20 protein-coding genes and 2 pseudogenes are annotated in these 24,424 nt (G+C 40.2%); 20 read left to right on the top strand and 2 right to left on the bottom strand.

The window, feature by feature from the left end:
• Nucleotides 1-2 precede the first annotated feature (2 nt).
• From HMPREF0849_RS09205 to purB, 16 genes and pseudogenes are all read left to right on the top strand, one after another.
• The gene (locus tag HMPREF0849_RS09205) at nucleotides 3-1,214 is read left to right on the top strand and encodes a PDDEXK-like family protein (protein WP_009013770.1); all 1,212 of its coding nucleotides are present in this window, start codon (nucleotides 3-5) and stop codon (nucleotides 1,212-1,214) included.
• On the top strand, nucleotides 1,204-2,226 hold the full coding sequence (purM, locus tag HMPREF0849_RS09200) for a phosphoribosylformylglycinamidine cyclo-ligase (RefSeq protein ID WP_083800513.1): 1,023 nt from the start codon (nucleotides 1,204-1,206) through the stop codon (nucleotides 2,224-2,226). Before HMPREF0849_RS09205 ends, purM begins: the two co-directional genes overlap by 11 nt.
• Nucleotides 2,223-2,768, top strand: coding sequence for a phosphoribosylglycinamide formyltransferase (gene purN, locus HMPREF0849_RS10510; RefSeq protein WP_000717508.1), 546 nt, complete (start codon nucleotides 2,223-2,225; stop codon nucleotides 2,766-2,768). The genes purM and purN overlap by 4 nt, the downstream gene beginning before the upstream one ends.
• Nucleotides 2,769-2,783: 15 nt before the next feature.
• The gene (purH, locus tag HMPREF0849_RS09190) at nucleotides 2,784-4,331 is read left to right on the top strand and encodes a bifunctional phosphoribosylaminoimidazolecarboxamide formyltransferase/IMP cyclohydrolase (RefSeq protein WP_000166541.1); all 1,548 of its coding nucleotides are present in this window, start codon (nucleotides 2,784-2,786) and stop codon (nucleotides 4,329-4,331) included.
• A gap of 125 nt (nucleotides 4,332-4,456) precedes the next feature.
• On the top strand, nucleotides 4,457-5,899 hold the full coding sequence (locus HMPREF0849_RS09185) for an AAA family ATPase (RefSeq protein ID WP_001128287.1): 1,443 nt from the start codon (nucleotides 4,457-4,459) through the stop codon (nucleotides 5,897-5,899).
• Nucleotides 5,900-5,915: 16 nt separating this feature from the next.
• Nucleotides 5,916-6,893 (top strand): DUF4435 domain-containing protein, encoded by a 978-nt coding sequence (locus HMPREF0849_RS09180; RefSeq protein ID WP_000844104.1) that lies wholly within the window; start codon nucleotides 5,916-5,918, stop codon nucleotides 6,891-6,893.
• 185 nt (nucleotides 6,894-7,078) lie between these two features.
• The gene (purD, locus tag HMPREF0849_RS09175; RefSeq protein WP_000772244.1) at nucleotides 7,079-8,341 is read left to right on the top strand and encodes a phosphoribosylamine--glycine ligase; all 1,263 of its coding nucleotides are present in this window, start codon (nucleotides 7,079-7,081) and stop codon (nucleotides 8,339-8,341) included.
• Nucleotides 8,342-8,580: 239 nt separating this feature from the next.
• Entirely contained in the window at nucleotides 8,581-9,069 is a 489-nt protein-coding gene (purE, locus tag HMPREF0849_RS09170; RefSeq protein WP_000805607.1) for a 5-(carboxyamino)imidazole ribonucleotide mutase, read from the top strand.
• Nucleotides 9,056-10,147, top strand: a complete 1,092-nt coding sequence (purK, locus tag HMPREF0849_RS09165; RefSeq protein ID WP_000099068.1) for a 5-(carboxyamino)imidazole ribonucleotide synthase — start codon at nucleotides 9,056-9,058, stop codon at nucleotides 10,145-10,147. The genes purE and purK overlap by 14 nt, the downstream gene beginning before the upstream one ends.
• A 44-nt stretch (nucleotides 10,148-10,191) precedes the next feature.
• On the top strand, nucleotides 10,192-10,884 hold the full coding sequence (locus tag HMPREF0849_RS09160; RefSeq protein ID WP_000848592.1) for an aspartate/glutamate racemase family protein: 693 nt from the start codon (nucleotides 10,192-10,194) through the stop codon (nucleotides 10,882-10,884).
• A 2-nt stretch (nucleotides 10,885-10,886) separates the two neighbouring features.
• A pseudogene (locus HMPREF0849_RS10800) lies at nucleotides 10,887-10,982 on the top strand (phosphoribosylaminoimidazole carboxylase); the annotation flags it as partial.
• A gap of 8 nt (nucleotides 10,983-10,990) precedes the next feature.
• On the top strand, nucleotides 10,991-12,157 hold the full coding sequence (locus HMPREF0849_RS09155) for a hypothetical protein (RefSeq protein ID WP_001159293.1): 1,167 nt from the start codon (nucleotides 10,991-10,993) through the stop codon (nucleotides 12,155-12,157).
• A 147-nt stretch (nucleotides 12,158-12,304) separates the two neighbouring features.
• Nucleotides 12,305-12,400, top strand: a pseudogene (locus HMPREF0849_RS10600) (hypothetical protein); the annotation flags it as partial.
• 19 nt (nucleotides 12,401-12,419) lie between these two features.
• Nucleotides 12,420-12,905, top strand: a complete 486-nt coding sequence (locus HMPREF0849_RS09150) for a hypothetical protein (protein ID WP_001121911.1) — start codon at nucleotides 12,420-12,422, stop codon at nucleotides 12,903-12,905.
• Nucleotides 12,906-13,148: 243 nt separating this feature from the next.
• A complete protein-coding gene (locus tag HMPREF0849_RS09145) occupies nucleotides 13,149-13,667 on the top strand; it encodes a hypothetical protein (RefSeq protein ID WP_000890289.1) in 519 nt (172 codons plus the stop codon).
• Nucleotides 13,668-13,692: 25 nt separating this feature from the next.
• Entirely contained in the window at nucleotides 13,693-14,991 is a 1,299-nt protein-coding gene (gene purB, locus HMPREF0849_RS09140; RefSeq protein ID WP_000610731.1) for an adenylosuccinate lyase, read from the top strand.
• A 57-nt stretch (nucleotides 14,992-15,048) separates the two neighbouring features.
• On the opposite strand, the gene strH is transcribed toward purB, so the two are convergent.
• Together strH and HMPREF0849_RS09130 are read right to left on the bottom strand one after the other, a co-directional pair.
• Entirely contained in the window at nucleotides 15,049-19,080 is a 4,032-nt protein-coding gene (gene strH, locus HMPREF0849_RS09135) for an LPXTG-anchored beta-N-acetylhexosaminidase StrH (RefSeq protein WP_000764175.1), read from the bottom strand.
• A gap of 302 nt (nucleotides 19,081-19,382) precedes the next feature.
• Complete coding sequence (locus tag HMPREF0849_RS09130; RefSeq protein WP_001007181.1) at nucleotides 19,383-20,099, bottom strand: GntR family transcriptional regulator; 717 nt, start codon at nucleotides 20,097-20,099, stop codon at nucleotides 19,383-19,385.
• A 321-nt stretch (nucleotides 20,100-20,420) separates the two neighbouring features.
• Between HMPREF0849_RS09130 and HMPREF0849_RS09125 the strand changes: the two genes are divergently transcribed.
• Genes HMPREF0849_RS09125 through HMPREF0849_RS09110 form a run of 4 tightly spaced genes read left to right on the top strand, consistent with a single transcriptional unit; the run spans nucleotide 20,421 to nucleotide 24,421 of the window.
• A complete protein-coding gene (locus HMPREF0849_RS09125; protein ID WP_000196611.1) occupies nucleotides 20,421-22,208 on the top strand; it encodes a glycoside hydrolase family 35 protein in 1,788 nt (595 codons plus the stop codon).
• A complete protein-coding gene (locus HMPREF0849_RS09120) occupies nucleotides 22,205-22,681 on the top strand; it encodes a PTS sugar transporter subunit IIB (protein ID WP_000156968.1) in 477 nt (158 codons plus the stop codon). Before HMPREF0849_RS09125 ends, HMPREF0849_RS09120 begins: the two co-directional genes overlap by 4 nt.
• A 26-nt stretch (nucleotides 22,682-22,707) precedes the next feature.
• Nucleotides 22,708-23,613 (top strand): PTS mannose/fructose/sorbose/N-acetylgalactosamine transporter subunit IIC, encoded by a 906-nt coding sequence (locus tag HMPREF0849_RS09115; RefSeq protein WP_000615902.1) that lies wholly within the window; start codon nucleotides 22,708-22,710, stop codon nucleotides 23,611-23,613.
• Nucleotides 23,600-24,421, top strand: a complete 822-nt coding sequence (locus HMPREF0849_RS09110) for a PTS system mannose/fructose/sorbose family transporter subunit IID (RefSeq protein WP_000185285.1) — start codon at nucleotides 23,600-23,602, stop codon at nucleotides 24,419-24,421. Before HMPREF0849_RS09115 ends, HMPREF0849_RS09110 begins: the two co-directional genes overlap by 14 nt.
• Nucleotides 24,422-24,424: the final 3 nt, after the last annotated feature.

The raw sequence follows: 24,424 nt of genomic DNA, 5'->3' as shown, positions 1-24,424 counted from the left end.
TGGTGAAAATAGAAAATAAAATTACTGAGTTTCTGCTGTACCTTGAAAAAAATTCGGAAAAAGATTTTTCAAGATGGTTAACAGGAGTTAATATTTTTGAAATATTGGGGATAACTAGTGCTGAAATTCGTCATAGTCGAGTATTAGCTTGGTTGCTTGATCCCAGAGAAAGTCATAAATTGGAAGATAAGTTTTTCAAAAAAATATTGATGAAAGTGTTTGATAACAATCTATCTTTTGCAACAATTAAACCAACTGAAATAATATTGAAAGATTTCTCAAAAGCAGAAGTATATAGAGAAAGTAAAAATAATATTGATGTTCTATATACAAATAAAGAACATCGAATAAATTTAGTTATTGAAAATAAAACTTTCACCTCCGACCATGACAATCAGTTGAGAAAATATCGAAAATTTATCGAAAATTCTTACGCTGGTTATCGTAATATATATATTTATCTGACACCAAATGGAGATGCGCCGATAGATGCTGATGTTGAGGAGAGGCAATTTTGGAGTTTACTTTCATATCAAGATATTTCAGATATATTAGAAGAATTGTATGTGGATGAGATTGATAATGAGAAAGTTTCTTACATTCTTAAAGAGTACAATGATAATATTAGGAGAAATATTTTGAATGATATAGAGTTGAAAGAGTTAAGTGCTGAAATTTATTTTAAATATAAAGAAGTTTTAGATCTTATTTTTGAAAACAGACCTGATACGCAGATGCTTCGTGAAAAATTAGTCGGTGTTTTAAATTATCTAAATGAACAGGGAAATTTAATTTTTGATGAAAAATATTGTTCAAAAACTATTTTACGTTTTAGAACAAGAAGATTAGATGATTTTATTGACAATGTTGTTAAAGAGGAGAATACTGAATGGTCTACCGGTTCATCCTATTTTTATGAGATAACATATAGTAATTTTCAGGTAGATGTTTATTTGTCAATATGTAAAAAAAATTTAACAGATTTACAGTCTCAGAAATTAAAACTTCTGACGGTTAATAAGTATAGTAAATATGGTTTTAATACTTCTAATAAATTTCTAAATTTTGATGCTTCGGATGAGAACTTGTTGTTATCAGAAACGGTTCAAATACTTACTAACTTTCTGTTAGAAAATCTTCAACAAATAGATGAATTTGAAAAGGTATTTATTGAAACCTGGAATGAAATACAAAAGGAGAAGAATTATGTCTAAAAATGCGTACGCCCAGTCGGGTGTGGATGTTGAAGCGGGTTATGAAGTTGTTGAACGGATCAAAAAGCATGTAGCGCGTACGGAGCGTGCGGGTGTCATGGGAGCTCTTGGTGGCTTTGGTGGCATGTTTGACCTTTCAAAAACAGGTGTCAAAGAGCCTGTATTGATCTCAGGGACTGATGGCGTCGGGACCAAGCTCATGTTGGCCATCAAGTATGACAAGCATGATACGATTGGGCAGGACTGTGTGGCCATGTGTGTCAATGATATCATCGCTGCAGGTGCGGAGCCCCTCTATTTCCTCGACTATGTGGCGACAGGGAAGAATGAACCAGCTAAACTAGAACAAGTCGTAGCTGGTGTAGCAGAAGGCTGTGTGCAGGCTGGTGCCGCCCTCATCGGTGGGGAAACGGCTGAAATGCCTGGAATGTACGGCGAAGATGACTATGACTTGGCTGGATTTGCGGTCGGTGTGGCTGAAAAATCCCAAATCATTGACGGTTCAAAAGTGGCAGAAGGTGATGTGCTTCTTGGGCTTGCTTCGAGTGGGATTCACTCAAATGGCTACTCACTCGTCCGTCGTGTCTTTGCGGACTACACAGGTGAGGAAGTCTTGCCAGAATTGGAAGGCAAGAAACTCAAGGAAGTCCTTCTTGAGCCAACTCGTATCTATGTCAAGGCTGTCTTACCGCTCATCAAAGAAGAGTTGGTCAACGGTATTGCCCATATCACTGGTGGTGGATTTATCGAGAATGTCCCTCGTATGTTTGCGGATGACCTGGCTGCTGAGATTGAGGAAAGCAAAGTTCCAGTCCTCCCGATTTTCAAAGCCCTTGAAAAATACGGTGAAATCAAGCATGAGGAAATGTTTGAAATCTTCAATATGGGTGTGGGACTCATGTTGGCAGTTAGCCCTGAAAATGTAGGTCGTGTCAAAGAATTGCTGGATGAACCAGTCTATGAAATTGGTCGCATCGTCAAGAAAGAAAACGAAAGTGTCATCATCAAATGAAAAAAATAGCGGTTTTTGCCTCTGGTAATGGCTCAAATTTTCAGGTGATTGCTGAAGAGTTTCCGGTGGAGTTTGTCTTTTCAGACCATCGAGATGCCTATGTGCTCAAGCGGGCAGACAAGCTTGGCGTTCTGTCCTATGCTTTTGAACTCAAGGAGTTTGAGAACAAGGCAGACTACGAAGCAGCTCTTGTTGAACTCTTGGAAGAGCACCAGATTGACTTGGTTTGCCTAGCAGGCTATATGAAAATCGTTGGGCCAACCCTATTGGCAGCTTATGAGGGTCGAATCATCAACATTCATCCAGCTTACCTTCCAGAATTTCCAGGAGCTCATGGCATCGAAGATGCTTGGAATGCAGGTGTTGACCAGTCTGGCGTGACCATTCACTGGGTGGACTCCGGTGTGGATACAGGTAAGGTTATCAAACAAGTCCGTGTGCCAAGACTGGCTAATGATACCATTGACAGTTTTGAAGCTCGCATTCATGAAGCGGAGTACAAGTTGTATCCAGAGGTTATTAGAGAATTGTTGGATAAGTAAATGAAAGGAAATAACATGACTAAACGCGCCTTAATCAGCGTCTCAGACAAAGCGGGCATTGTTGAATTTGCCCAAGAACTCAAAAAACTTGGTTGGGATATCATCTCGACAGGTGGGACAAAGGTTGCCCTTGATAATGCTGGGGTGGAGACCATTGCGATCGACGATGTGACTGGCTTCCCAGAAATGATGGACGGTCGCGTCAAGACTCTTCATCCAAATATCCACGGTGGTCTCCTTGCTCGTCGTGACTTGGATAGCCACCTTCAAGCGGCTAAGGACAATCAGATTGAGCTCATTGACCTTGTAGTGGTCAACCTCTATCCTTTCAAGGAAACGATTCTCAAACCAGATGTGACCTACGCTGACGCAGTTGAAAACATCGATATCGGTGGGCCATCCATGCTTCGTTCTGCAGCGAAGAACCACGCTAGCGTAACAGTTGTGGTAGACCCTGCTGATTATGCTGTTGTTCTTGACGAATTGGCAGCAAACGGCGAAACAAGTTATGAAACTCGCCAACGGTTGGCAGCGAAAGTATTCCGTCACACAGCGGCTTATGATGCCTTGATTGCAGAATACTTCACGGCACAAGTGGGTGAAAGCAAACCTGAAAAACTCACTCTGACTTATGACCTTAAACAAGCTATGCGTTACGGTGAAAATCCTCAACAAGATGCCGATTTCTATCAAAAAGCCTTGCCAACGGATTACTCCATTGCATCAGCGAAACAACTGAACGGTAAAGAATTGTCCTTCAATAATATTCGCGATGCGGATGCTGCTATTCGTATTATTCGTGATTTTAAAGAACGTCCAACCGTTGTGGCTCTCAAACACATGAACCCATGTGGAATCGGTCAGGCAGATGACATCGAGACTGCTTGGGACTATGCTTATGAGTCTGACCCAGTGTCTATCTTTGGCGGAATTGTCGTCCTTAATCGTGAGGTGGATGCTGCGACAGCTGAGAAGATGCACGATGTCTTCCTTGAAATCATCATTGCACCAAGCTATACGGATGAAGCGCTAGCTATTTTGACCAACAAAAAGAAAAACTTGCGTATCCTTGCTTTGCCATTTGATGCTCAAGATGCTAGCGAAATAGAAGCAGAATACACAGGCGTTGTCGGTGGACTTCTCGTGCAAAACCAAGACGTGGTCAAGGAAAGCCCAGCTGACTGGCAAGTGGTAACAAAACGCCAGCCAACTGAGACAGAAGCAACCGCCCTCGAGTTTGCTTGGAAAGCTATCAAATATGTCAAATCAAACGGTATCATCGTGACCAACGACCACATGACACTTGGTGTTGGCCCTGGTCAAACCAATCGCGTGGCTTCTGTTCGTATCGCCATTGACCAAGCTAAAGACCGACTTGACGGCGCTGTTCTTGCTTCAGATGCCTTCTTCCCATTTGCGGATAACGTGGAAGAAATCGCTAAGGCAGGTATCAAGGCTATCATCCAGCCGGGTGGGTCCGTCCGTGACCAAGAGTCTATCGAAGCGGCGGACAAATATGGCTTGACTATGGTCTTCACAGGCGTGAGACATTTTAGACATTAAGATTTTAAAGGTATCAGGGTAAAGTAGAACAATTTAAATTGAGTATGATAATATTTGCAGGAAGCAAGCTGAAAGGCTTGCTTTTTGGTATAATGTAATAAATAAAACTATCAAGGAGTATATGTATGCCTTTAATTGAAAAATTTAAAATTAATAATCTCCATAATTATTATGATGTTGAGTTGAATTTTAAAAATGATAAAACTATTTATATTGGTGAAAATGGTGTTGGTAAGACCACTATTCTTTCGATGCTGTATTATTTGCTTAATCTAAACTATGAAAGATTATCAAAATATATTTTTGAGAGTCTTGAAATTAAATTCGAAGGGAAAAAAAGTGTAAGAATAACCAAAAGTGATATTACACAGATAAATTCAGTAATCAGAAGTCGCAAGGGAAGATATCCAAAATATATAGTTGATGAATTAATTAATAAAATTGAACAAGACGAAAATTTGATGAATGAACTATTGAAACTAGAGAATTCGACAGATTTTATATATAATTTCGAAGTACGAAAATTATATGAAAACTATTCATTATTACGTAATTATCCTCAACCTCTTATTCAAGACGTCATGGTTGAGGTTTTAGAGAGAATTAATCCTGCAGAGTATATGGAACTAATAGGTTATATAGAGAAATTAAAAAATAAGTATAAAATTTTATACTTCCCAACTTATAGAAGGATTGAGGATGATCTAGTCAAACTAAAGACAGAGGCTGAAAATGTAGGTCCTGGGGGAAGAACGTTTAATAGTAAATCCAGTGGAGAATTAATCCATTTTGGTATGGAAGATGTTGAGCAGAGGATAAAAGAACTATTAAATAAGATTAGTAAGGAAACCAACGAAAGTTACAATAATATGACTAGTGGTTTATTAAATACTTTTTCTAATGGGGAAAGTATTAAAATTTCTGGTGAGAATTTTGATCCTGAAGAAGTAGATATCGCTCTATCTAGATTAGGTGATAAAATAACTGATGAAACTAAATCTATAATTTTAAGTAAGATAAATAAGGGAGAATTGCACAAAGATAAATATCTTGACTATCTAGTTTCAAGTATTCTTAAAAATTACAAAACTTTGGCGGTCATTGATGGTAGAATTAATGACTTTAATGAAAGAGTAAATAAATATTTGTTTAGGAAAAAATTTAATTATAACCCACAATTATTAAGGTTAGATATAAAAAGAACGGATACTAATAGAGAAATAGTTGACGATATTATCAATTTAAGTAATCTTTCATCGGGAGAAAAACAGTTAATTTCAACCTTTTCTAAGATATTTTTAGAAGATGAAAAAGAACTTATTATTCTATTTGATGAGCCGGAGTTATCTTTATCCGTTCCATGGCAAGAGGAATTTATTTATGATATTTCTCAAGCAAGTAAGTGTAAATTTTTATTAACAGTAACTCATTCTCCATTCATATATAGTAAACTCCTACCTTATGCGGAAGAGATTGATAAGTGTATTAAGGAAACTTCGCAAAATAGAGATTATAAATTTACATATTTCTTTTTAGATGACGATAATGATGATGAATTGCCTTTTTAAATAAGGGGGAGATAATTTGAAATCAGTAACAATAGAAAATCACCTGGAAAGTTTGACAGAATCCTCAGTTATTTGGGAAAGGTATACGAGAGATGCTAAGGCTAATCCCAATAGATATTTTGTATTTTATGAAGGGAAAGATAGGCAGTATTATGATTGCCGAATACAAAGGTTTGCTGAAACTTTCAACACGTATGAAGTTGGTGGTAAGAGTAAGGTGTTGGAATTAGTCGATAAATTTACTCATGAGGAGGGTTATAAATTAAAGAATAAATTATTTTTTATAGATAAAGACTATGAAAAACGCCGACTCGATTCGGATGTATATATGACTCCAAAATACGCAGTTGAAAACTTTTATGTGAGTTCTACTGCAATCAAAAGAATATTGAGAGTACATTTTGGAATAAATGATGATGACCCGGAGTTTGGTAGAGTATTGAAATACTTTAATGAAAGATATAGAGAATTTATTGACTATTTAACAGAGATGAACCTATGGGCTATTTGTTGTCAATTAAATGAGATCAAAATAAACTTTGATTTGTTGGGGTTGAAAAATAATGCAGATAATATTTTAAAAGTTAAGTATAAAAAGTTAGAGTTATCAGTTGAAGATACTAGTTTCTATTATTTTGAGAGGAAGTATGATGAAAAATTGAGGGAGAAATCTGAAAGAGGGGTTGAGAAGAATGGTAGAGATTATGTTTCGGAGTTGTCTATTTTTAGAGATAGACGACAACACATACGCTATAATTTTGAGAATGATATGGAGGAATACCGTGTCCACATAGAGGATTATTTTAGAGGTAAACAGTTATTATGGTTTTTGAAGGAGTTTATATTGTCCGTAGTGAGTAAAAATGGAGGTTTTATTCCAAAACAATTTTTGATTGACGATAAAAATATAATGACAGTGTTTACTAATTGTGCGGACACGCCTGAGTGCTTGAATGACTACTTGAAAAGAAAATGTTGTTTGACATTCAACTAGTCTTTATTATATGTGGAAATTATATACGATTAGTTGAAACTTTGAGTAGATTTTTAAACATTAAGAAGACAAAAGGAAAGAAAACAGTTTCTTTCCTTTTTTGCGTAAAAATGCGGAGCAAAACAAGATTATAACGAACGTTTATGGTATAATATTAGTAAATAATTCGCAAAAGAGGTTGAGAAATGAAACTGCTTGTTGTCGGTTCGGGTGGTCGTGAACATGCCATTGCTAAGAAGTTGCTGGAGTCTAACGGTGTTGAAAAGGTCTTTGTAGCTCCTGGAAATGACGGGATGACTCTGGATGGTTTGGAGTTAGTAAACATCTCTATTTCCGAACATTTTAAATTGATTGAGTTTGCAAAAGCTAACGATATTGCTTGGTCCTTTATCGGGCCAGATGACGCCCTTGCGGCTGGGATTGTGGATGAGTTCAATGCAGCTGGTCTCAAAGCCTTTGGTCCGACAAGATTGGCGGCGGAGCTGGAGTGGTCCAAGGATTTTGCCAAGGAAATCATGGTCAAATACGGCGTTCCGACAGCAGCCTATGGGACTTTTTCTGATTTTGAGGAAGCTAAAGCCTATATTGAAAAACAGGGTGCGCCTATCGTAGTCAAGGCGGATGGCTTGGCGCTTGGGAAAGGTGTCGTCGTTGCGGAGACGGTTGAGCAAGCTGTCGAAGCCGCTCACGAGATGCTTTTGGACAATAAATTTGGTGACTCAGGTGCGCGTGTGGTCATCGAGGAATTCCTTGACGGAGAGGAATTTTCACTTTTTGCCTTTGTCAATGGCGACAAGTTCTACATCATGCCAACGGCTCAGGATCACAAACGTGCCTATGATGGTGACAAGGGGCCTAACACTGGTGGTATGGGTGCCTATGCGCCAGTTCCACACTTGCCACAGAGTGTAGTTGATACAGCGGTTGAGACTATTGTCAAGCCAGTCCTAGAGGGCATGATTCAGGAAGGTCGTCCTTATCTGGGAGTTCTTTACGCAGGGCTTATCTTGACAGCTGATGGACCTAAGGTTATCGAGTTTAACGCTCGCTTCGGAGATCCTGAAACTCAGATTATCCTACCTCGTTTGACATCTAACTTTGCACAAAATATTACGGATATCCTCGATGGTAAGGAGCCAAACATCACATGGACGGACAATGGTGTGACTCTGGGTGTGGTTGTCGCTTCGAACGGATACCCACTAGACTATGAAAAAGGTGTTGAATTGCCAGTAAAAACCGAGGGGGATATCATCACTTACTATGCAGGGGCTAAGTTTGCGGAAAATAGCAGAGCACTGCTATCAAACGGTGGACGTGTCTATATGCTCGTCACCACAGCAGAAACCGTCAAAGAAGCCCGAGAAACCATCTACCAAGTACTATCGCAACAAAAAACAGAAGGACTCTTTTACCGAACAGATATCGGAAGCAAGGCAATTAAGTAACGATATAAGAATAACGCGACGAATTTGCCAAATACGATAATGGTTGCATAACTTGCGAGCATTAGCGAGCAATAAAATAACAATCACCGCCGTTGTGAAAGAACAATTGGATTATAAGCTAATCGTTTAGGGAAATCGGAAGACCTTGGGCTTCCGATTTAGGCATGAGACACCTTTGGTGGCCGCTGCCGTCCCTCACAACCTAAGGTGATTGTTGAAAGGAAGAAAAAGGAGAAAAAATGAAACCAGTAATTTCCATCATCATGGGCTCAAAATCCGACTGGGCAACCATGCAAAAAACAGCAGAAGTTCTAGACCGCTTCGGTGTAGCTTACGAAAAGAAAGTTGTCTCTGCCCACCGTACTCCAGACCTCATGTTCAGACATGCGGAGGAAGCTCGTAGTCGCGGTATCAAGGTCATTATCGCAGGTGCAGGTGGCGCAGCCCATTTGCCAGGAATGGTCGCAGCCAAAACAACCCTTCCTGTCATCGGTGTACCTGTCAAATCGCGTGCTCTTAGTGGCGTGGACTCACTCTACTCTATCGTACAGATGCCAGGTGGTGTGCCTGTTGCGACGATGGCTATCGGTGAAGCAGGAGCGACAAATGCGGCCCTCTTTGCCCTCCGTCTCCTTTCAGTAGAGGACCAGGCTATTGCTACAGCATTAGCAGATTTCGCAGAAGAACAAGGAAAAATTGCAGAGGAGTCTACAAATGAGCTCGTCTAAAACAATCGGAATTATCGGTGGCGGTCAGCTGGGGCAGATGATGGCCATTTCTGCTATCTACATGGGGCACAAGGTCATCGCGCTGGATCCTGTGGCGGATTGCCCAGCCTCTCGCGTGGCGGAGATCATAGTGGCTCCTTATAACGATGTGGATGCCCTCCGTCAGTTGGCTGAGCGTTGCGATGTCCTCACCTATGAGTTTGAAAATGTCGATGCTGACGGCTTGGATGCTGTCATCAAGGATGGACAACTCCCTCAAGGAACAGACCTGCTCCGCATTTCACAAAACCGTATCTTTGAGAAGGACTTTCTTTCAAATAAGGCTCAAGTCACTGTGGCACCCTACAAGGTTGTGACTTCAAATCAAGATTTGGCAGATATTGACCTTTCTAAAAACTATGTCCTAAAGACTGCGACAGGTGGCTATGATGGGCATGGACAAAAGGTTATTCGTTCAGAAGCAGACTTGGAAGAAGCCCGTGCACTAGCCGACTCAGCAGACTGTGTCTTGGAAGAATTCGTCAACTTTGACCTTGAAATTTCTGTCATCGTGTCAGGCAATGGCAAGGATGTGACAGTTTTTCCGGTTCAGGAAAATATCCATTGCAATAACATCCTTTCAAAAACTATTGTGCCTGCTCGCATTTCAGAAAGTCTAGCTGAAAAAGCCAAAGCTATGGCAGTGAGAATCGCTGAGCAACTCAATTTGTCTGGAACCCTCTGCGTGGAAATGTTTGCGACAGCGGATGACATCATCGTCAATGAAATCGCCCCACGCCCACATAACTCTGGTCACTACTCTATCGAAGCCTGCGACTTCTCTCAGTTTGATACCCATATTCTGGGCGTTCTAGGAGCACCATTGCCAGCAATTAAATTACATGCGCCAGCCGTTATGCTCAATGTCCTCGGCCAGCATGTCGAAGCCGCTGAAAAATATGTCACAGAAAATCCAAGCGCCCACCTCCACCTATATGGTAAAATAGAAGCGAAGCACAACCGCAAAATGGGACATGTGACGTTGTTTAGTGATGTGCCGGATGAGGTGGAGGAGTTTGGGAAAGGGATTGATTTTTGAAATGACAGACGGTGGCGATAAGCAAGGAGGAGTTTGATTAGTCTATGAAAACAATCGGTCTGATTGGTGGTATGAGTTGGGAAAGTACCACATCTTACTACCAAATCATCAACGAAATCATCAAAAAAGAGCTGGGTGGCCTGCATTCTGCTAAGATTCTACTTTATAGTGTTGATTTTGCAGAGATTGAGCATTATCAAGCAGTTGGAGACTGGGAGAAAAGCGGTCAACTTTTGGCAGATGTTGCTCAGCGCCTGGAGCAAGCAGGTGCGGATTTCATCGTTATTTGTACCAACACCATGCACAAGGTTGCTCCGCAGATACAAGAAAAGATTACGATTCCAATCTTGCATATTGCGCAGGCAACTGCGCAGGCCTTGTTGGCTGACGGTATTCAAAAAGTCGGCCTCTTAGGGACCAAGTACACCATGACTCAAGATTTTTACAAGGAGAAATTAATAGAGTCTGGGTTAGAAGTGCTGATTCCAGACCAAGCTGGAATTACAGAGGTCAATCGAATCATTTATGACGAACTTTGCCTAGGGAACATCAAAGAAAGCTCAAAGCAGACTTATCTTGCCATTATAGATGAATTGAAAAAAGCAGGTGCTGAAGCTGTTATCTTGGGTTGTACCGAGATTGGTCTCCTCGTCAAGCAATCCGACACTGACCTGCCACTCTATGACACAACAGTGATTCATGCAGAGAAAGCAGCGGAGTGGGCGGTAAATAAGTGACCATAGAAGACAAGCACAACCGTAGGGTAGGGCATATAACTTTGTTTAGTGATGCGCTAAATAGTGTGGTAGAATTAGGGGAAGGGATTGATTTTTAGAAATTAATATGCAATTTGAGGTAGAGTTATTAACTAAAAATATTAACATTGCTAAACTTGATGAATTATTTCTTAGCTCAAAAATAATTAGTATTACTTCTTATAGTCAAGTTGAAGTTGGTGATAAGTATATAGAAGGGCATTTAGCTAAATATAAGTGTGCTTTCAAAGATGACGATTTTACAATAAATACCTATCAATTTCGAAGGGGGCTAGTTAAAATTATACTTAGCTATGAATACAGCAAATCTAAATTGAATTCAGCTAAAAAGTTCGGAGATTTCCTTTCAAAATTTAGAGAATTTTTAGGAAAAAATCGTTTGAAATATTCAATTCTATCTAATAGTTTATCTATGTATTTTTCGAATAGGCTTTATCCTAAATTTCAAACATATGAATCGTTATTACGAAAAATTTTTGTATTAGCTTTGTCTCAACTCGAGGATGAGGATATTATAAGGATTGTTAAGGAACAGACTAATGATAAATTAGATTTATCAAAAATTCATACAATTGAACAAATTGAAAGGTTGCAAATAGCTGAACTACATTCGTTGATATTTGAAATAAATATAAATCCAGTTCGTGACTTAACTATTCATTTTAAAGATTTTCAAAATAAGAATGAATATATTCTGAAAGAAATGATAAGAAATTTGTTTCCAATCACTATATGGGAAAAACATTTTACACCATTCACTAATAGTGAAGAAGTTGATGTACTCAAAAATAACTACGATAGAATAAGAGAGTACAGAAATGATGTTATGCATTTTCACACACTAACCTATAGGCGTTACAAAAAAATAGATTTGTTATTGTCAGATGTAATTAAAGAATTAGAAGAGCTTGAATATAGTATGCTCGAGAAATGGGATTTTGAAGCAACTAGAAAACTTACAAATGATATTTTTGATCCAGAGTTTCTGGCTAGCTTATCATCTTTATCTAAAACAGTATCAGAAGTAATAAGACCAGCAATGGATAGGTTTTATGCTAACAATCTTGCTTTTAATAATGCGGTCAAATCTATGATGGAAGTGTTCCATAATATTCAAATACCTAAAATAGATTCTGGAATATTAAAGTCTATTCAAGGGCTATCTGATACTATTAGGCATTTAGATTTACCAAGCCCACTTAATGAACCTGATAGTGAAGAGAAGGATGAATAATAGGTCTATCAATTTTGAAGCACAAAATTTAAGATTAGAAGTAAATGTAAGAAATTCAAAGAAAATGCTGAAAAAAGAGAAAGTTTCTGAGGAACTGAGTTCAGGATGAAGGCATTTTTCTTTTGATAAAATAGAAATAAAGGAACAAGCGCCCGCCTCCATTTGTATGGTAAAATAGAAGCGAAGCACAACCGCAAAATGGGACATGTGACTTTGTTTAGTGAAATGATGTATGATATGTAAGAGTCCAGAAAGGAATTAAATGCCGATAAAATATTTTGAAGTAAAAAAATTTTTGAGAAGTAAGATAAGCTTGATTGATTCTATTACAAATAAATTCTTCAAGTATATATTATTGTATGGAATGTTGGTTTTACTTTTTTTAATTGTAAACGGTGAACTGGATGAAAATAATATAGTAGCACTTCCTTTTTTAGTACTTTTGGGAGTGTTTTACCGAATGATAATTCTTTTTGAGAGATCTGATATAAAAAACTTAGCGATATATATTAAAAAGAGTCAATTATTAGATGACGATTCAAAAAAATTATTGATTGGTGATATAGAATCTTCATTAAAGAAGATAGCGAATTTTGCAAATTGGAGTTGTGGTGTTTTAGCTACCATTTCGATTTTTGTAAGTACAACATATATTACTCTTCTTAAAGATATTATTACTAGAGAAAAACTTTTAGAGTTACTATGGATAGGTAATGAAAATAGTATAGAAAATAGTTTTATTGGTTAGATAATACTACTGATAATATTGGTTTTATTAGGATATTACCTCTCTATTCAAGCTTTTACTTATGATAAGAGATTTGTAATTATGGTGTTAAAAAGTAGTCTTTATATAAATGAAGATGACATAATTATCGAAGGTTTTTGGAAGAAGTTGATGTTAAATATAAAGTATTTAGGACTGTAAGTTTAAATAGTAACAACCACTCCAAATAGAGATGGTAATAAAAAATTAAAGGATTATCTATAAATGTTAGAGAAATTTTCTAAATATAAGTTGTCAATTATATATATATTAAAAAAAACAAATGTGATATTATTTGACTTTGTTTTTATAATTTTATTATGTATTATTACAAATAATAAATTGCTATATACACTTCTTGCTTTCGCTATTTTAAATATATATATAAATTACTATTTTGATATTAATACACTTGCCAAAAAAATAGTAATATCTTCAAAATTTAAGGAAGAATTTAATGAAAATTATTTTGACTTATATTGGCGGTTTAATAAGTTACAAGTTCAATTATTTGCAAACTGTACTTTGAGTATGATATCCCTAATTCAATTTGTATCAGTTACTTCAATTTTTTTAAGAGGGATAGTAGGTTTAATATTCCTTGTGATAGGTGCTATTTTAAGCGGTATAGTTTTTTCGATTTCAATTAATTCGATGACTCTGTTACGTCTAACAAGTAAAAAACAACAAAATTATACTTCATATACTAAGGAAGAAATGGATATTTTAAATAATTTAAGATGAAAATATTTATTAAGGAGAAACAACCATGATCAACCGTTACTCTCGCCCTGAGATGGCGAACATTTGGAGTGAAGAAAATAAATACCGTGCTTGGCTTGAGGTGGAAATCTTGGCTGACGAGGCATGGGCTGAGTTGGGGGAAATCCCTAAGGAAGATGTGGCTTTGATCCGCGAGAAGGCGGACTTCGATATCGACCGGATTTTGGAGATTGAGCAGGAGACACGCCATGATGTGGTGGCCTTCACGCGTGCGGTTTCTGAGACGCTTGGCGAAGAGCGCAAGTGGGTCCACTATGGGTTGACCTCTACCGACGTGGTGGATACTGCCTATGGTTACCTTTACAAGCAAGCCAACGACATCATTCGTCGTGACCTTGAAAACTTCACCAACATCATCGCTGATAAGGCTAAGGAGCACAAGTTCACCATCATGATGGGTCGTACCCACGGTGTGCATGCGGAGCCAACAACTTTTGGTCTTAAATTGGCGACTTGGTACAGTGAAATGAAGCGTAATATCGAGCGTTTCGAGCATGCGGCTACTGGTGTAGAAGCTGGGAAAATCTCTGGCGCGGTTGGTAACTTTGCCAACATTCCTCCATTTGTAGAGCAATATGTCTGCGACAAACTGGGTATCCGTGCTCAAGAAATCTCTACACAGGTGCTTCCTCGTGACCTTCACGCTGAGTATTTTGCAGTTCTTGCCAGCATCGCAACTTCTATCGAGCGTATGGCGACTGAAATCCGTGGTTTGCAAAAGTCTGAGCAGCGCGAAGTGGAAGAGTTCTTTGCCAAAGGGCAAAAAGGTTCATCTGCAATGCCTCACAAACGCAACCCAATCGGTTCTGAAAATATGACAGGTTTGGCGCGTGTTATCCGTGGTCACATGGTGACGGCCTATGAGAACGTTGCTCTTTGGCACGAACGTGATATTTCTCACTCATCAGCTGAGCGTATCATCACACCAGATACGACTATTTTGATTGACTACATGCTCAACCGCTTTGGAAATATTGTCAAGAATTTGACGGTCTTCCCAGAAAACATGATCCGCAACATGAACTCTACGTTTGGTCTTATCTTTAGTCAACGTGCTATGTTGACCTTGATCGAAAAAGGCATGACGCGTGAACAAGCCTACGACTTGGTGCAACCAAAAACAGCCCACTCTTGGGACAACCAAGTAGACTTCAAACCGCTTCTCGAAGCAGATCCAGAAGTGACATCACGCCTCACTCAAGAGGAGATCGATGAAATCTTCAACCCTGCATACTACACCAAACGAGTAGATGATATCTTCGAACGTATCGGACTTGGTGACTAATCATAAAATAAAAAAGCGAGATTCAATCTCGCTTTTTCGTATTCTCTTAGAAGAATCTTAGTCTTCTTTTCTCTTAGTCAGTCCGTAGGATGCTAGAGTCGCCATGAGTCCTGCTGCGACCAAGCCTGCAGAGTCTTGACTTCCTGTTGCAGGGAGTTGTTTTTCATCTGCTTTGGCAGTAGTTGGTGCAGTTTGCTCAGCTTTCTCAACGGCAGTGCCGACTTCGACCACCTGAGCGACCGTTTCCTGTGTTACCACGCTATTGACAAGCGTTCTTTCTTCTTTTCCATCAGCACTAGTGCTTACAGAGTAGAAGGCAGTACGGTGGCCGTTAGCCCCTTTAGTAACAACTTGCGTTTGTCCTTTTGGTAATTGAGGATTTTCACGTGTCACAGTAGTGAATGGAATTTCTTCCTCTTGGATATCCAGTCTTGGTTTTGTTTCTGCGGCTGGAGCAAGACCGTGTTCGTCTCCTACATGGGTTACAAGGGTTCCGACTTCAATAACTTGGGTCACTGCTTCTTGAGTCACAAGGCTATCTACAAGAGTTTTCACTTCCTTACCGTCAGCACTAGTGCTTACAGAGTAGTAATGGCTGCGATGACCGTTAGCGCCTTTAGTAACGACTTGAGTCTTCCCTTTGAGCAAGAGTGGATTTTCACGTGTTACGGTAGTGAACGGAATCTTTTCCTCTTGGATATCCAGTCTTGGTTTTGTTTCTGCGGCTGGAGCAAGACCGTGTTCATCCCCTTTGTGAGTAATAGGGGCGCCGATTTCAACCACTTGGGTCACAGGTTCTTTGGTTACTTGGCTATCTATAACCGTTTCTGTTTGTTTACCATTTTCAGTAAGGACAGAGATGTAATGAGTGCGTTCGCCCTCTACACCTGGTGTGATGATCTTTTCTTGACCGGCTGGGAGGTTCGGATTTTCCTTCTTGATAACTTCAAATGGAATCTTTTCTGCTCTTGTGATGAGTTCCGGTTTGGTTTCGACATTGGCAGCTAGTTCGTTTTCATCGAGGCTTCCTGAGTGGGTTGCTGCTGGTTTAAGGCCTAGGCGGGCTGCCTTGAGTTTGGCTACGAGAGCATCTAACTCGGCTTGTTTGTTACGGTTGAGGTTGTAGTTGAGAGCTTCTTTAGCTACATTTAAGACCTCCAAGCTTTCCTTGCTGTATCCATCCAAGTTTGCAGGGATTTGAGTAAGCTCCTCGCGGAGGGCATTGTAGTTAGCGCGGAAGTAGTCTTTGTTATGGTCTGCAAAGGCAGTCATGAGTTCAAAGATTTCTTCTTCCTTGTACTCGGCACTTGGTTTGTCTGCCCAGATAGCAAGCATGCTTCCGACGGTTGGAAGGTCTACTTCTGGATACTTGGTAGAAGCAAGCTGGTTAAATGGTACTTTGCCAGAGTTTTCAAGTGCTTTTGATAGTGGGTAGGCTTCGTCTGGTTTGTGATTGCCTAGGACGTAGTACCAGTCTCCGTTGGTATTGAGGAGTTTATAGCCTTTGCTTGCTAGGTACTGAGGCGTTGCAAGGTTATAGCCCCACCATCCCTTAGACCAGTAAGAGATGATGACATCCTTGTCAAACTCAACATCATCCTTGTCTTCATAGTAGAAACCATCGTTGAAGGCCATTGGTTGAAGGCCTCTTTCTTTGGCCATGGCAGCAAGGGTGTTAGAGTACTCAGCAAACTTGCCATAGAGTCCATACCATTTGAGGTAGTACCAGCCTTGAGCGTTGGTGGCATCATTGGCATATTCGTCCGTACCGTAGTTGAAAATCTTAGTCTTGCCTGCAAAGAAGTCCATGTACTTGCCGATGAGGGCCTTAACAAAGTTCATAGCTTCTTCGTTTTCAAGGTCCATGGTTGTTTTGGAGACCTTGTCAAAGTTGGCTTGAGGATTCTTGATTCCAAGTTTTTCCATAGCGACGAGCATGGCATCCATGTGACCTGGGCTGTTGATCGCTGGGATGAGTCCGAGGCCTTTTGATTTTGCGTACTCGATCAATTCAGTGATTTCAGCCTGGCTAAGAGTGGTTCCGTTTGGATCATCGTAGTAAGCTTTTGTTCCTTCAATGATGGCATTTTTGACATCGTCACTTGCATAAGTTTTTCCGTTAGCTGTGATGGTCATGTCATCAAGGAGGAAGCGAAGTCCATCATTTCCTAGGAGAAGATGCACATCAGAGTAGCCGAGCTCGCTCGCCTTGTCTACGATGCGTTTGAGTTGGTCGAGCGTGAAGTACTTACGTCCGGCATCGATAGAGATTACTTTGTTCTTGGCAAGCTTTTCAACTTCGCGTTTCGCGTCTTCTTCTTTTTGAGCTTCTGGTGTGAAGGTCAAATTGCTGACAGCTTCTTGGAGTTTCGCGATTGCTTGGTCAATGGTGTCTTGTTGGGCACGGCTGAGGTTGTTATCGAGTGAGCGAATGGCTTTTTCAGCTTCTTTTACAGCTGCGACACTTTCTGCAGTATAGCGGTTAAGGTCTGTTGGTACTTCTTTCAGGGCTTGCTCAGCAGACTCATAGTCAGCTGCGAAGTATTCAGCATTGGCATTTGCGAAGCTACGCATGAGTTTGAAGAGGCGTGATGGTGAATAGCGTGCAGATGGGGTATCCGCCCAAGCAGCTACCATACCCCCGATGAACGGGATAGTAGCCCCATCAGATTTTGGTACAGAAGTGATTGGAGTGTTCTTGATACCATTGAGTCCTTGGTCGAGGTTGTACCAGCCTTGACCATCGGCATTTCGTCCAAGGACGTAGTACCAAGCATCGTTTGTATTAAGGATTTGGTGGCCTTTTTCAACTAGAAGTTTAGAAGAAGCGACGTCGTATCCGCCCCATCCACCAGTCCACATAGAAACGATGATGTCTTTGTCAAAGGTTCCAAAGCTAGTGTCGCTATTGTAGTAGATACCGTCGTTAAAAGCCATTGGTTTGAGGCCGTGAGATTTGACGATGCGAGCAAGGTCGTTGGCGTAGGCGATAAATTTATCATAACCCTTGTCAGGGAATCCATCTTCTGGATACCATTTATAGGCTTGAAGAACGCTCCAGCCTTTGGCGTTTGTAGCATCATTGGCGTACTCATCCAGTCCGATATTGAAGATGTCAGATTTGCCAGCGAAGTAAGCAGCATACTTTTCGATCAGAGCTTTGGTAAATGCAACCGCTTCTTTGTTATCAAGGTCAACGGTACGAGCAGATTCCTTGCCAAAGTAGTTGAAGTTCGGTTTTTGGATACCTAGTTCTTTCATGGCATGCAAAATCGCATCCATGTGACCAGGGCTGTTTACAGTTGGGATGAGGCCAATACCTTTATTTTTAGCATAGTTGATCAAGTCCGTCATCTGACTTTCTGTCAAATGGTTGCCGTTTGGATCCTTGTAGTAGGCATCGGTTCCGTTTTCAAGTGCACGTTTGACATCGTCGCTTGCATAGGTTTTGCCATTGGCTTTGATCGTCATGTCGTCCAACATAAAACGCATGCCGTCATTTCCAACTAGTAGATGAAGATCAGTATAACCGTAGTGTTTGGCTTTGTCGATGATTTCTTTGAGTTGGTCTGGAGAGAAGTACTTACGTCCAGCGTCGATTGAGATCATTTTTCGTTTTGCCAGTTTTTCATTTACCTGAGCTGCACGTTCCGTGCTAGGAGTGGCTACTGCAGGTGTGACGGCTTCATTTTTCTTTTCTGAAGGAGTACTTTCGGCAGGAGTTTCAGCTGGGGCAGGACTCTCTTTCTCGGCAGTAGGAGTTGGAGTAGCATTTTCTGTCACAACTGGTGCGCTTGACTCTTCTGTTTTTGGAGTAACTGTTCGAGGAACCTCCTGGTCTTCTTTGACCTCCTCTTTTACAGGTTTGTCAGCCTTTTCTTCCAGTTTTTCTGGAACCTTGGAGTCTACAGCTTCTTTGACTGCTTGTGGACTCTCCTGAATCGTTTGGACAGTTTCTTCAGCTGTTGGAGCGGGAGTAATTCCGTCGGCAGATACGACTTGGGCGCTAAAAGCAAATCCTATAAGTACAGAAGCCGCCCCAACCGCGTATTTACGGATGGAGAAGCGCTGTTTCTTTTCTAGTTTCATGACAAAACCTCCTTGTTATTATCATATATGATAGCGTTTACATAAAACCAATTTTATTTTATTATCTAAGGAGTAAAATGTCAAGTGGGTTTATATAAGAACTATAATAAATAGAGGAAATCATAAGATTTAGGAGAAATTTGCTAATAAGGGATAAAACAGAGAAAAAACCAAACGAAAATTTACCTTGTTTTTAGTAAAAATGCTACTAATTAAATAAGAGTCCTTTATAGCGTTTTCACAACTTCTTTCTCGTGCTATAATGAATAGAGAAAAAGCCTGAGCTAGGCTCAGGCTTTTTCTTAATGACCTCGATTGCATGAGATGAATTTGATTTTGTAGTAGTCCGCTCGCTTATAAGTTTCACTATAGGCAAGGACTTGGCCAGTGGCCTCAAGTTTTGTAGTCTTCGTTTGGAAGACAGTTGGGAATTGTGTATCGATTCCGAGTACAGAAGCAGCATGCTCTGGTGTTGGGAATGCGATTTCGTTGATTTCCTCAAAATGTTCATCACTCATGTGAATGCGGTAATCCAATTTGAAACGTGTATAGATAGAGCTATAATAGTCAAGATTTGGATAGTTGGCATTGATGTATTGCTCAGGAATATAAGATGTGTGGTAGATGTATGTTACGTCGTTTGTCTGACGAATACGTTCAATCTTATAGTAGAATTGATCTCCACGTAGTCCAAGTTTATCTAAATATTCAAGTTTGTTTCCGCGCTCGATAGAAAGGACAGTAACTTTATCGTCTTTTGTTTCAAAGATTTCGACATCTGAAAACTCAACGAGTTTGTGCTTACGGGCACGTGAAACGAAAGTACCTTTACCTTGTTGGCGGACAATGTAGCCGTCTTTAGCAAGGTCGTTCAAGGCACGAACAACTGTGATTGAACTCACATCGTACATCGCGATCAATTCGGCTTCTGTATAAAATTTATCTCCACTTGCAAATTGACCAGAGATGATTTTGTTTTTTAATTCATCTTTAATATATTGGTATTTAGGAATAGCCATAAATTTCACCTCGATTCTCTTTCTCCAATTTTGATTTTACCACAAATATAGAGAAAAGAGTAGTATTAAGGTCAAAAAATTAAAATAATAGACTAAAAATGTTATTTTACATGTAAAAAAATTCATTTGATGTTCTTGTGAATTATCATACATAAAAAGATCGTTTTCATGCTATTTTTAGATAATTTCGGTAAACGGTAAGTAAAAAAATAGAAAAATTTTAAATAATTTTCTAAAACCTATTGACAAATGCAAAAGATTTGATTATAGTTAATATTATAATAAATGAAAGCGCAAACTTAATTCGTCAGAGGTAATAACATGACCAGATTTAAAATTGAGGACGATTTCTATTTAGACGAAAAACCGTTCAAGATTTTGTCCGGCGCCATTCATTATTTTAGGATTCCAGCAGAGGATTGGTATCATTCTCTCTATAACTTAAAGGCGCTTGGCTTTAATACAGTCGAGACCTATGTGGCTTGGAATTTACACGAACCTGTTGAAGGGGAGTTTGATTTTGAAGGTGCCAGAAATTTGGAGAGATTTCTTCAAATTGCACAAGATCTAGGTCTCTATGCCATTGTACGCCCGTCTCCATTTATCTGTGCGGAATGGGAATTTGGTGGCTTGCCGGCTTGGCTCTTGACAAAGGACATGCGAATTCGCTCGTCCGACCCGGCCTACATCGAGGCTGTTGCTCGCTATTATGACCAATTATTGCCAAGGCTTGTGCCTCGCTTGTTGGATAATGGTGGAAACATTCTTATGATGCAAGTCGAAAATGAATATGGCTCTTATGGAGAAGATAAGTCTTATCTACGAGCAATTCGGAAATTGATGGAAGACCGAGGGATTGATTGCCCACTCTTTACTTCAGATGGCCCATGGAGGGCTACTCTGAAAGCCGGAACCTTGATCGAAGACGATCTCTTTGTGACAGGAAACTTCGGTTCTAAAGCTCCGTACAACTTTTCACAGATGCAGGAATTCTTTGATGAGCATGGCAAGAAATGGCCCCTCATGTGTATGGAATTCTGGGATGGTTGGTTCAACCGTTGGAAAGAACCCATCATCACTCGTGATCCTAAAGAATTGGCAGAAGCTGTTCGAGAGGTATTGGAGCAAGGCTCTATCAACCTTTACATGTTCCATGGGGGGACAAACTTTGGTTTCATGAATGGTTGCTCGGCTCGAGGGACTCTGGATTTGCCGCAAGTCACATCTTACGACTATGATGCCCTTCTCGATGAAGAAGGAAATCCAACTGCTAAATACTTAGCAGTCAAGAAGATGATGGCAACCCACTTCCCAGAGTATCCACAGTTGGAACCACTCTATAAGGAAAGCATGGAGATAGGGTCCATTCCATTGGTCGAAAAAGTTTCCTTGTTTGAAACCCTGGATAATCTCTCTAGTCCTACTGAAAGCCTCTATCCAAAAGCGATGGAAGAACTTGGTCAAAGTTATGGCTACCTTCTCTACCGCACTGAGGCAAGTTGGGATGCAGAAGAGGAACGCCTCCGTATCATTGATGGACGTGACCGAGCTCAACTTTATGTAGGTGGTCAATGGATTGCCACTCAATACCAGACAGAGATTGGTGAAGACATCTACTGTCAGGGCAACCGAGAAGGCTTTTCAGAGATTGACATCTTGATTGAAAATATGGGGCGTGTCAACTACGGACATAAGTTCTTGGCAGATACGCAACGTAAAGGAATTCGAACAGGTGTCTGCAAGGATCTACATTTCTTACTGAATTGGAAACAATATCCACTGCCACTGGATAATCCTGAGAAAATTGATTTTTCAAAAGGATGGACAGAAGGACAACCAGCCTTTTACGCTTTCGACTTTACTGTTGAAGAGCCGAAGGATACCTACTTAGACTTGTCTGAGTTTGGTAAGGGAGTTGCCTTTGTCAACGGGCGTCACTTAGGACGTTTCTGGAACGTCGGCCCGACCCTCTCACTTTATATCCCTCATAGTTATCTCAAGGAAGGTGCTAACCGCATCATCATCTTTGAAACTGAGGGCGAATATAAAGAAGAGATTCATTTAACTCGTAAACCTACACTAAAACACATAAAGGGGGAAAACTTATGACAATTGTAGGATGTCGTATCGATGGACGTTTGATCCACGGTCAAGTAGCCAATCTTTGGGCTGGAAAACTAAACGTTTCACGCATTATGGTTGTAGACGACGAAGTTGTTAACAACGATATTGAAAAGAGTGGTTTGAAACTTGCGACACCACCAGGTGTGAAACTCAGTATCTTGCCAGTTGAGAAAGCAGCAGCAAATATCCTTGCTGGTAAATACGATAGCCAACGTCTCTTTATCGTTGCACGTAAACCAGACCGTTTCCTTGGTTTGGTCGAAGCAGGTGTACCGCTTGAAACACTTAACGTCGGCAATATGTCTCAAACACCAGAAACTCGCTCTATCACACGTTCTATCAACGTGGTAGATAAGGATGTGGAAGATTTCCACAAACTAGCAGAAAAAGGTGTGAAACTCACTGCTCAAATGGTTCCAAATGATCCAGTTTCAGACTTTTTGAGCTTATTAAAATAGGAAAAAATTTTTAGGAGGTCATTGTTATGATACAACCGTGGCAAATTTTACTTCTCACTTTGTACTCAGCTTATCAAATCTGTGATGAGTTGACAATCGTTTCATCTGCAGGTTCCCCTGTATTCGCTGGTTTCATTACTGGTTTGATCATGGGAGATGTGACAACTGGTTTGTTTATCGGTGGTAGCTTGCAGTTGTTCGTTCTCGGGGTTGGTACCTTCGGTGGTGCTTCTCGTATCGACGCAACTTCTGGTGCGGTTCTTGCAACAGCATTCTCTATCTCTCAAGGCATTGATACAGACCTTGCGATCACAACAATCGCTGTACCAGTGGCAGCACTTTTGACATACTTCGACGTTCTTGGACGTATGACTACTACTTTCTTTGCACACCGTATTGATGCTGCAATCGAACGCTTTGACTACAAAGGTATCGAGCGCAACTACCTACTTGGTGCAGTGCCTTGGGCTCTTTCTCGTGCCCTTCCAGTATTCTTCGCTCTTGCTTTTGGTGGTGCTTTCGTACAATCAGTAGTAGACCTAGTTAAAGAATACCAATGGGTTGCAGACGGTTTGACACTTGCAGGTCGTATGCTTCCAGGTCTCGGATTTGCAATCTTGCTTCGTTACCTCCCAGTTAAACGTAACCTTCACTACCTTGCAATGGGATTCGGTTTGACAGCTATGTTGACTGTTCTTTACTCATATGTAACAGGTCTTGGTGGAGCTGTTGCGGGTATCCTTGGTACTCTTCCTGCTGATGTTGCTGAAAAGATTGGCTTTGCTAACAACTTCAAAGGTTTGTCTATGATCGGTATCTCTATCGTAGGTATCTTCCTTGCAGTTGTTCACTTTAAGAACAGCCAAAAAGTAGCTGTAGCAGCACCTTCTACACCATCAGAAAGTGGGGAAATCGAAGATGACGAATTCTAATTACAAACTTACAAAAGAAGATTTTAATCAAATTAACAAACGTAGCTTGTTCACTTTCCAATTAGGTTGGAACTACGAACGTATGCAAGCTTCTGGTTACCTTTACATGATCTTGCCTCAATTGCGTAAAATGTATGGGGATGGAACTCCTGAATTGAAAGAAATGATGAAAGTTCATACTCAATTCTTCAATACTTCACCATTCTTCCACACTATTATCGCTGGTTTTGACCTTGCCATGGAAGAAAAAGATGGTGTGGGTTCAAAAGATGCCGTTAACGGTATCAAGACAGGTTTGATGGGACCATTCGCTCCTCTTGGAGATACAATCTTTGGTTCACTTGTACCTGCTATCATGGGATCTATCGCAGCAACTATGGCTATCGCTGGCCAACCATGGGGTATCTTCCTTTGGATCGCAGTTGCAGTTGCATATGACATCTTCCGTTGGAAACAATTGGAATTTGCCTACAAAGAAGGGGTTAACCTTATCAACAACATGCAAAGTACCTTGACAGCTTTGATTGACGCTGCATCTGTACTTGGTGTCTTCATGATGGGTGCTCTTGTAGCAACAATGATCAACTTTGAGATTTCTTACAAATTGCCAATCGGTGAAAAATTGATTGACTTCCAAGACATCTTGAACTCAATCTTCCCACGCTTGCTTCCAGCAATCTTCACTGCATTCATCTTCTGGTTGCTTGGTAAGAAAGGTATGAACTCTACTAAAGCGATCGGTATCATTATCGTTCTTGCAGTAGGTCTTTCATTCATCGGTAAATTCTTGCTTGGAATGGGCGCATAATTT

The organism is Streptococcus sp. C300, from assembly GCF_000187645.1.
GTDB lineage: Bacteria > Bacillota > Bacilli > Lactobacillales > Streptococcaceae > Streptococcus > Streptococcus oralis_CQ.
This window is presented reverse-complemented; position numbering and strand designations above follow the sequence as displayed.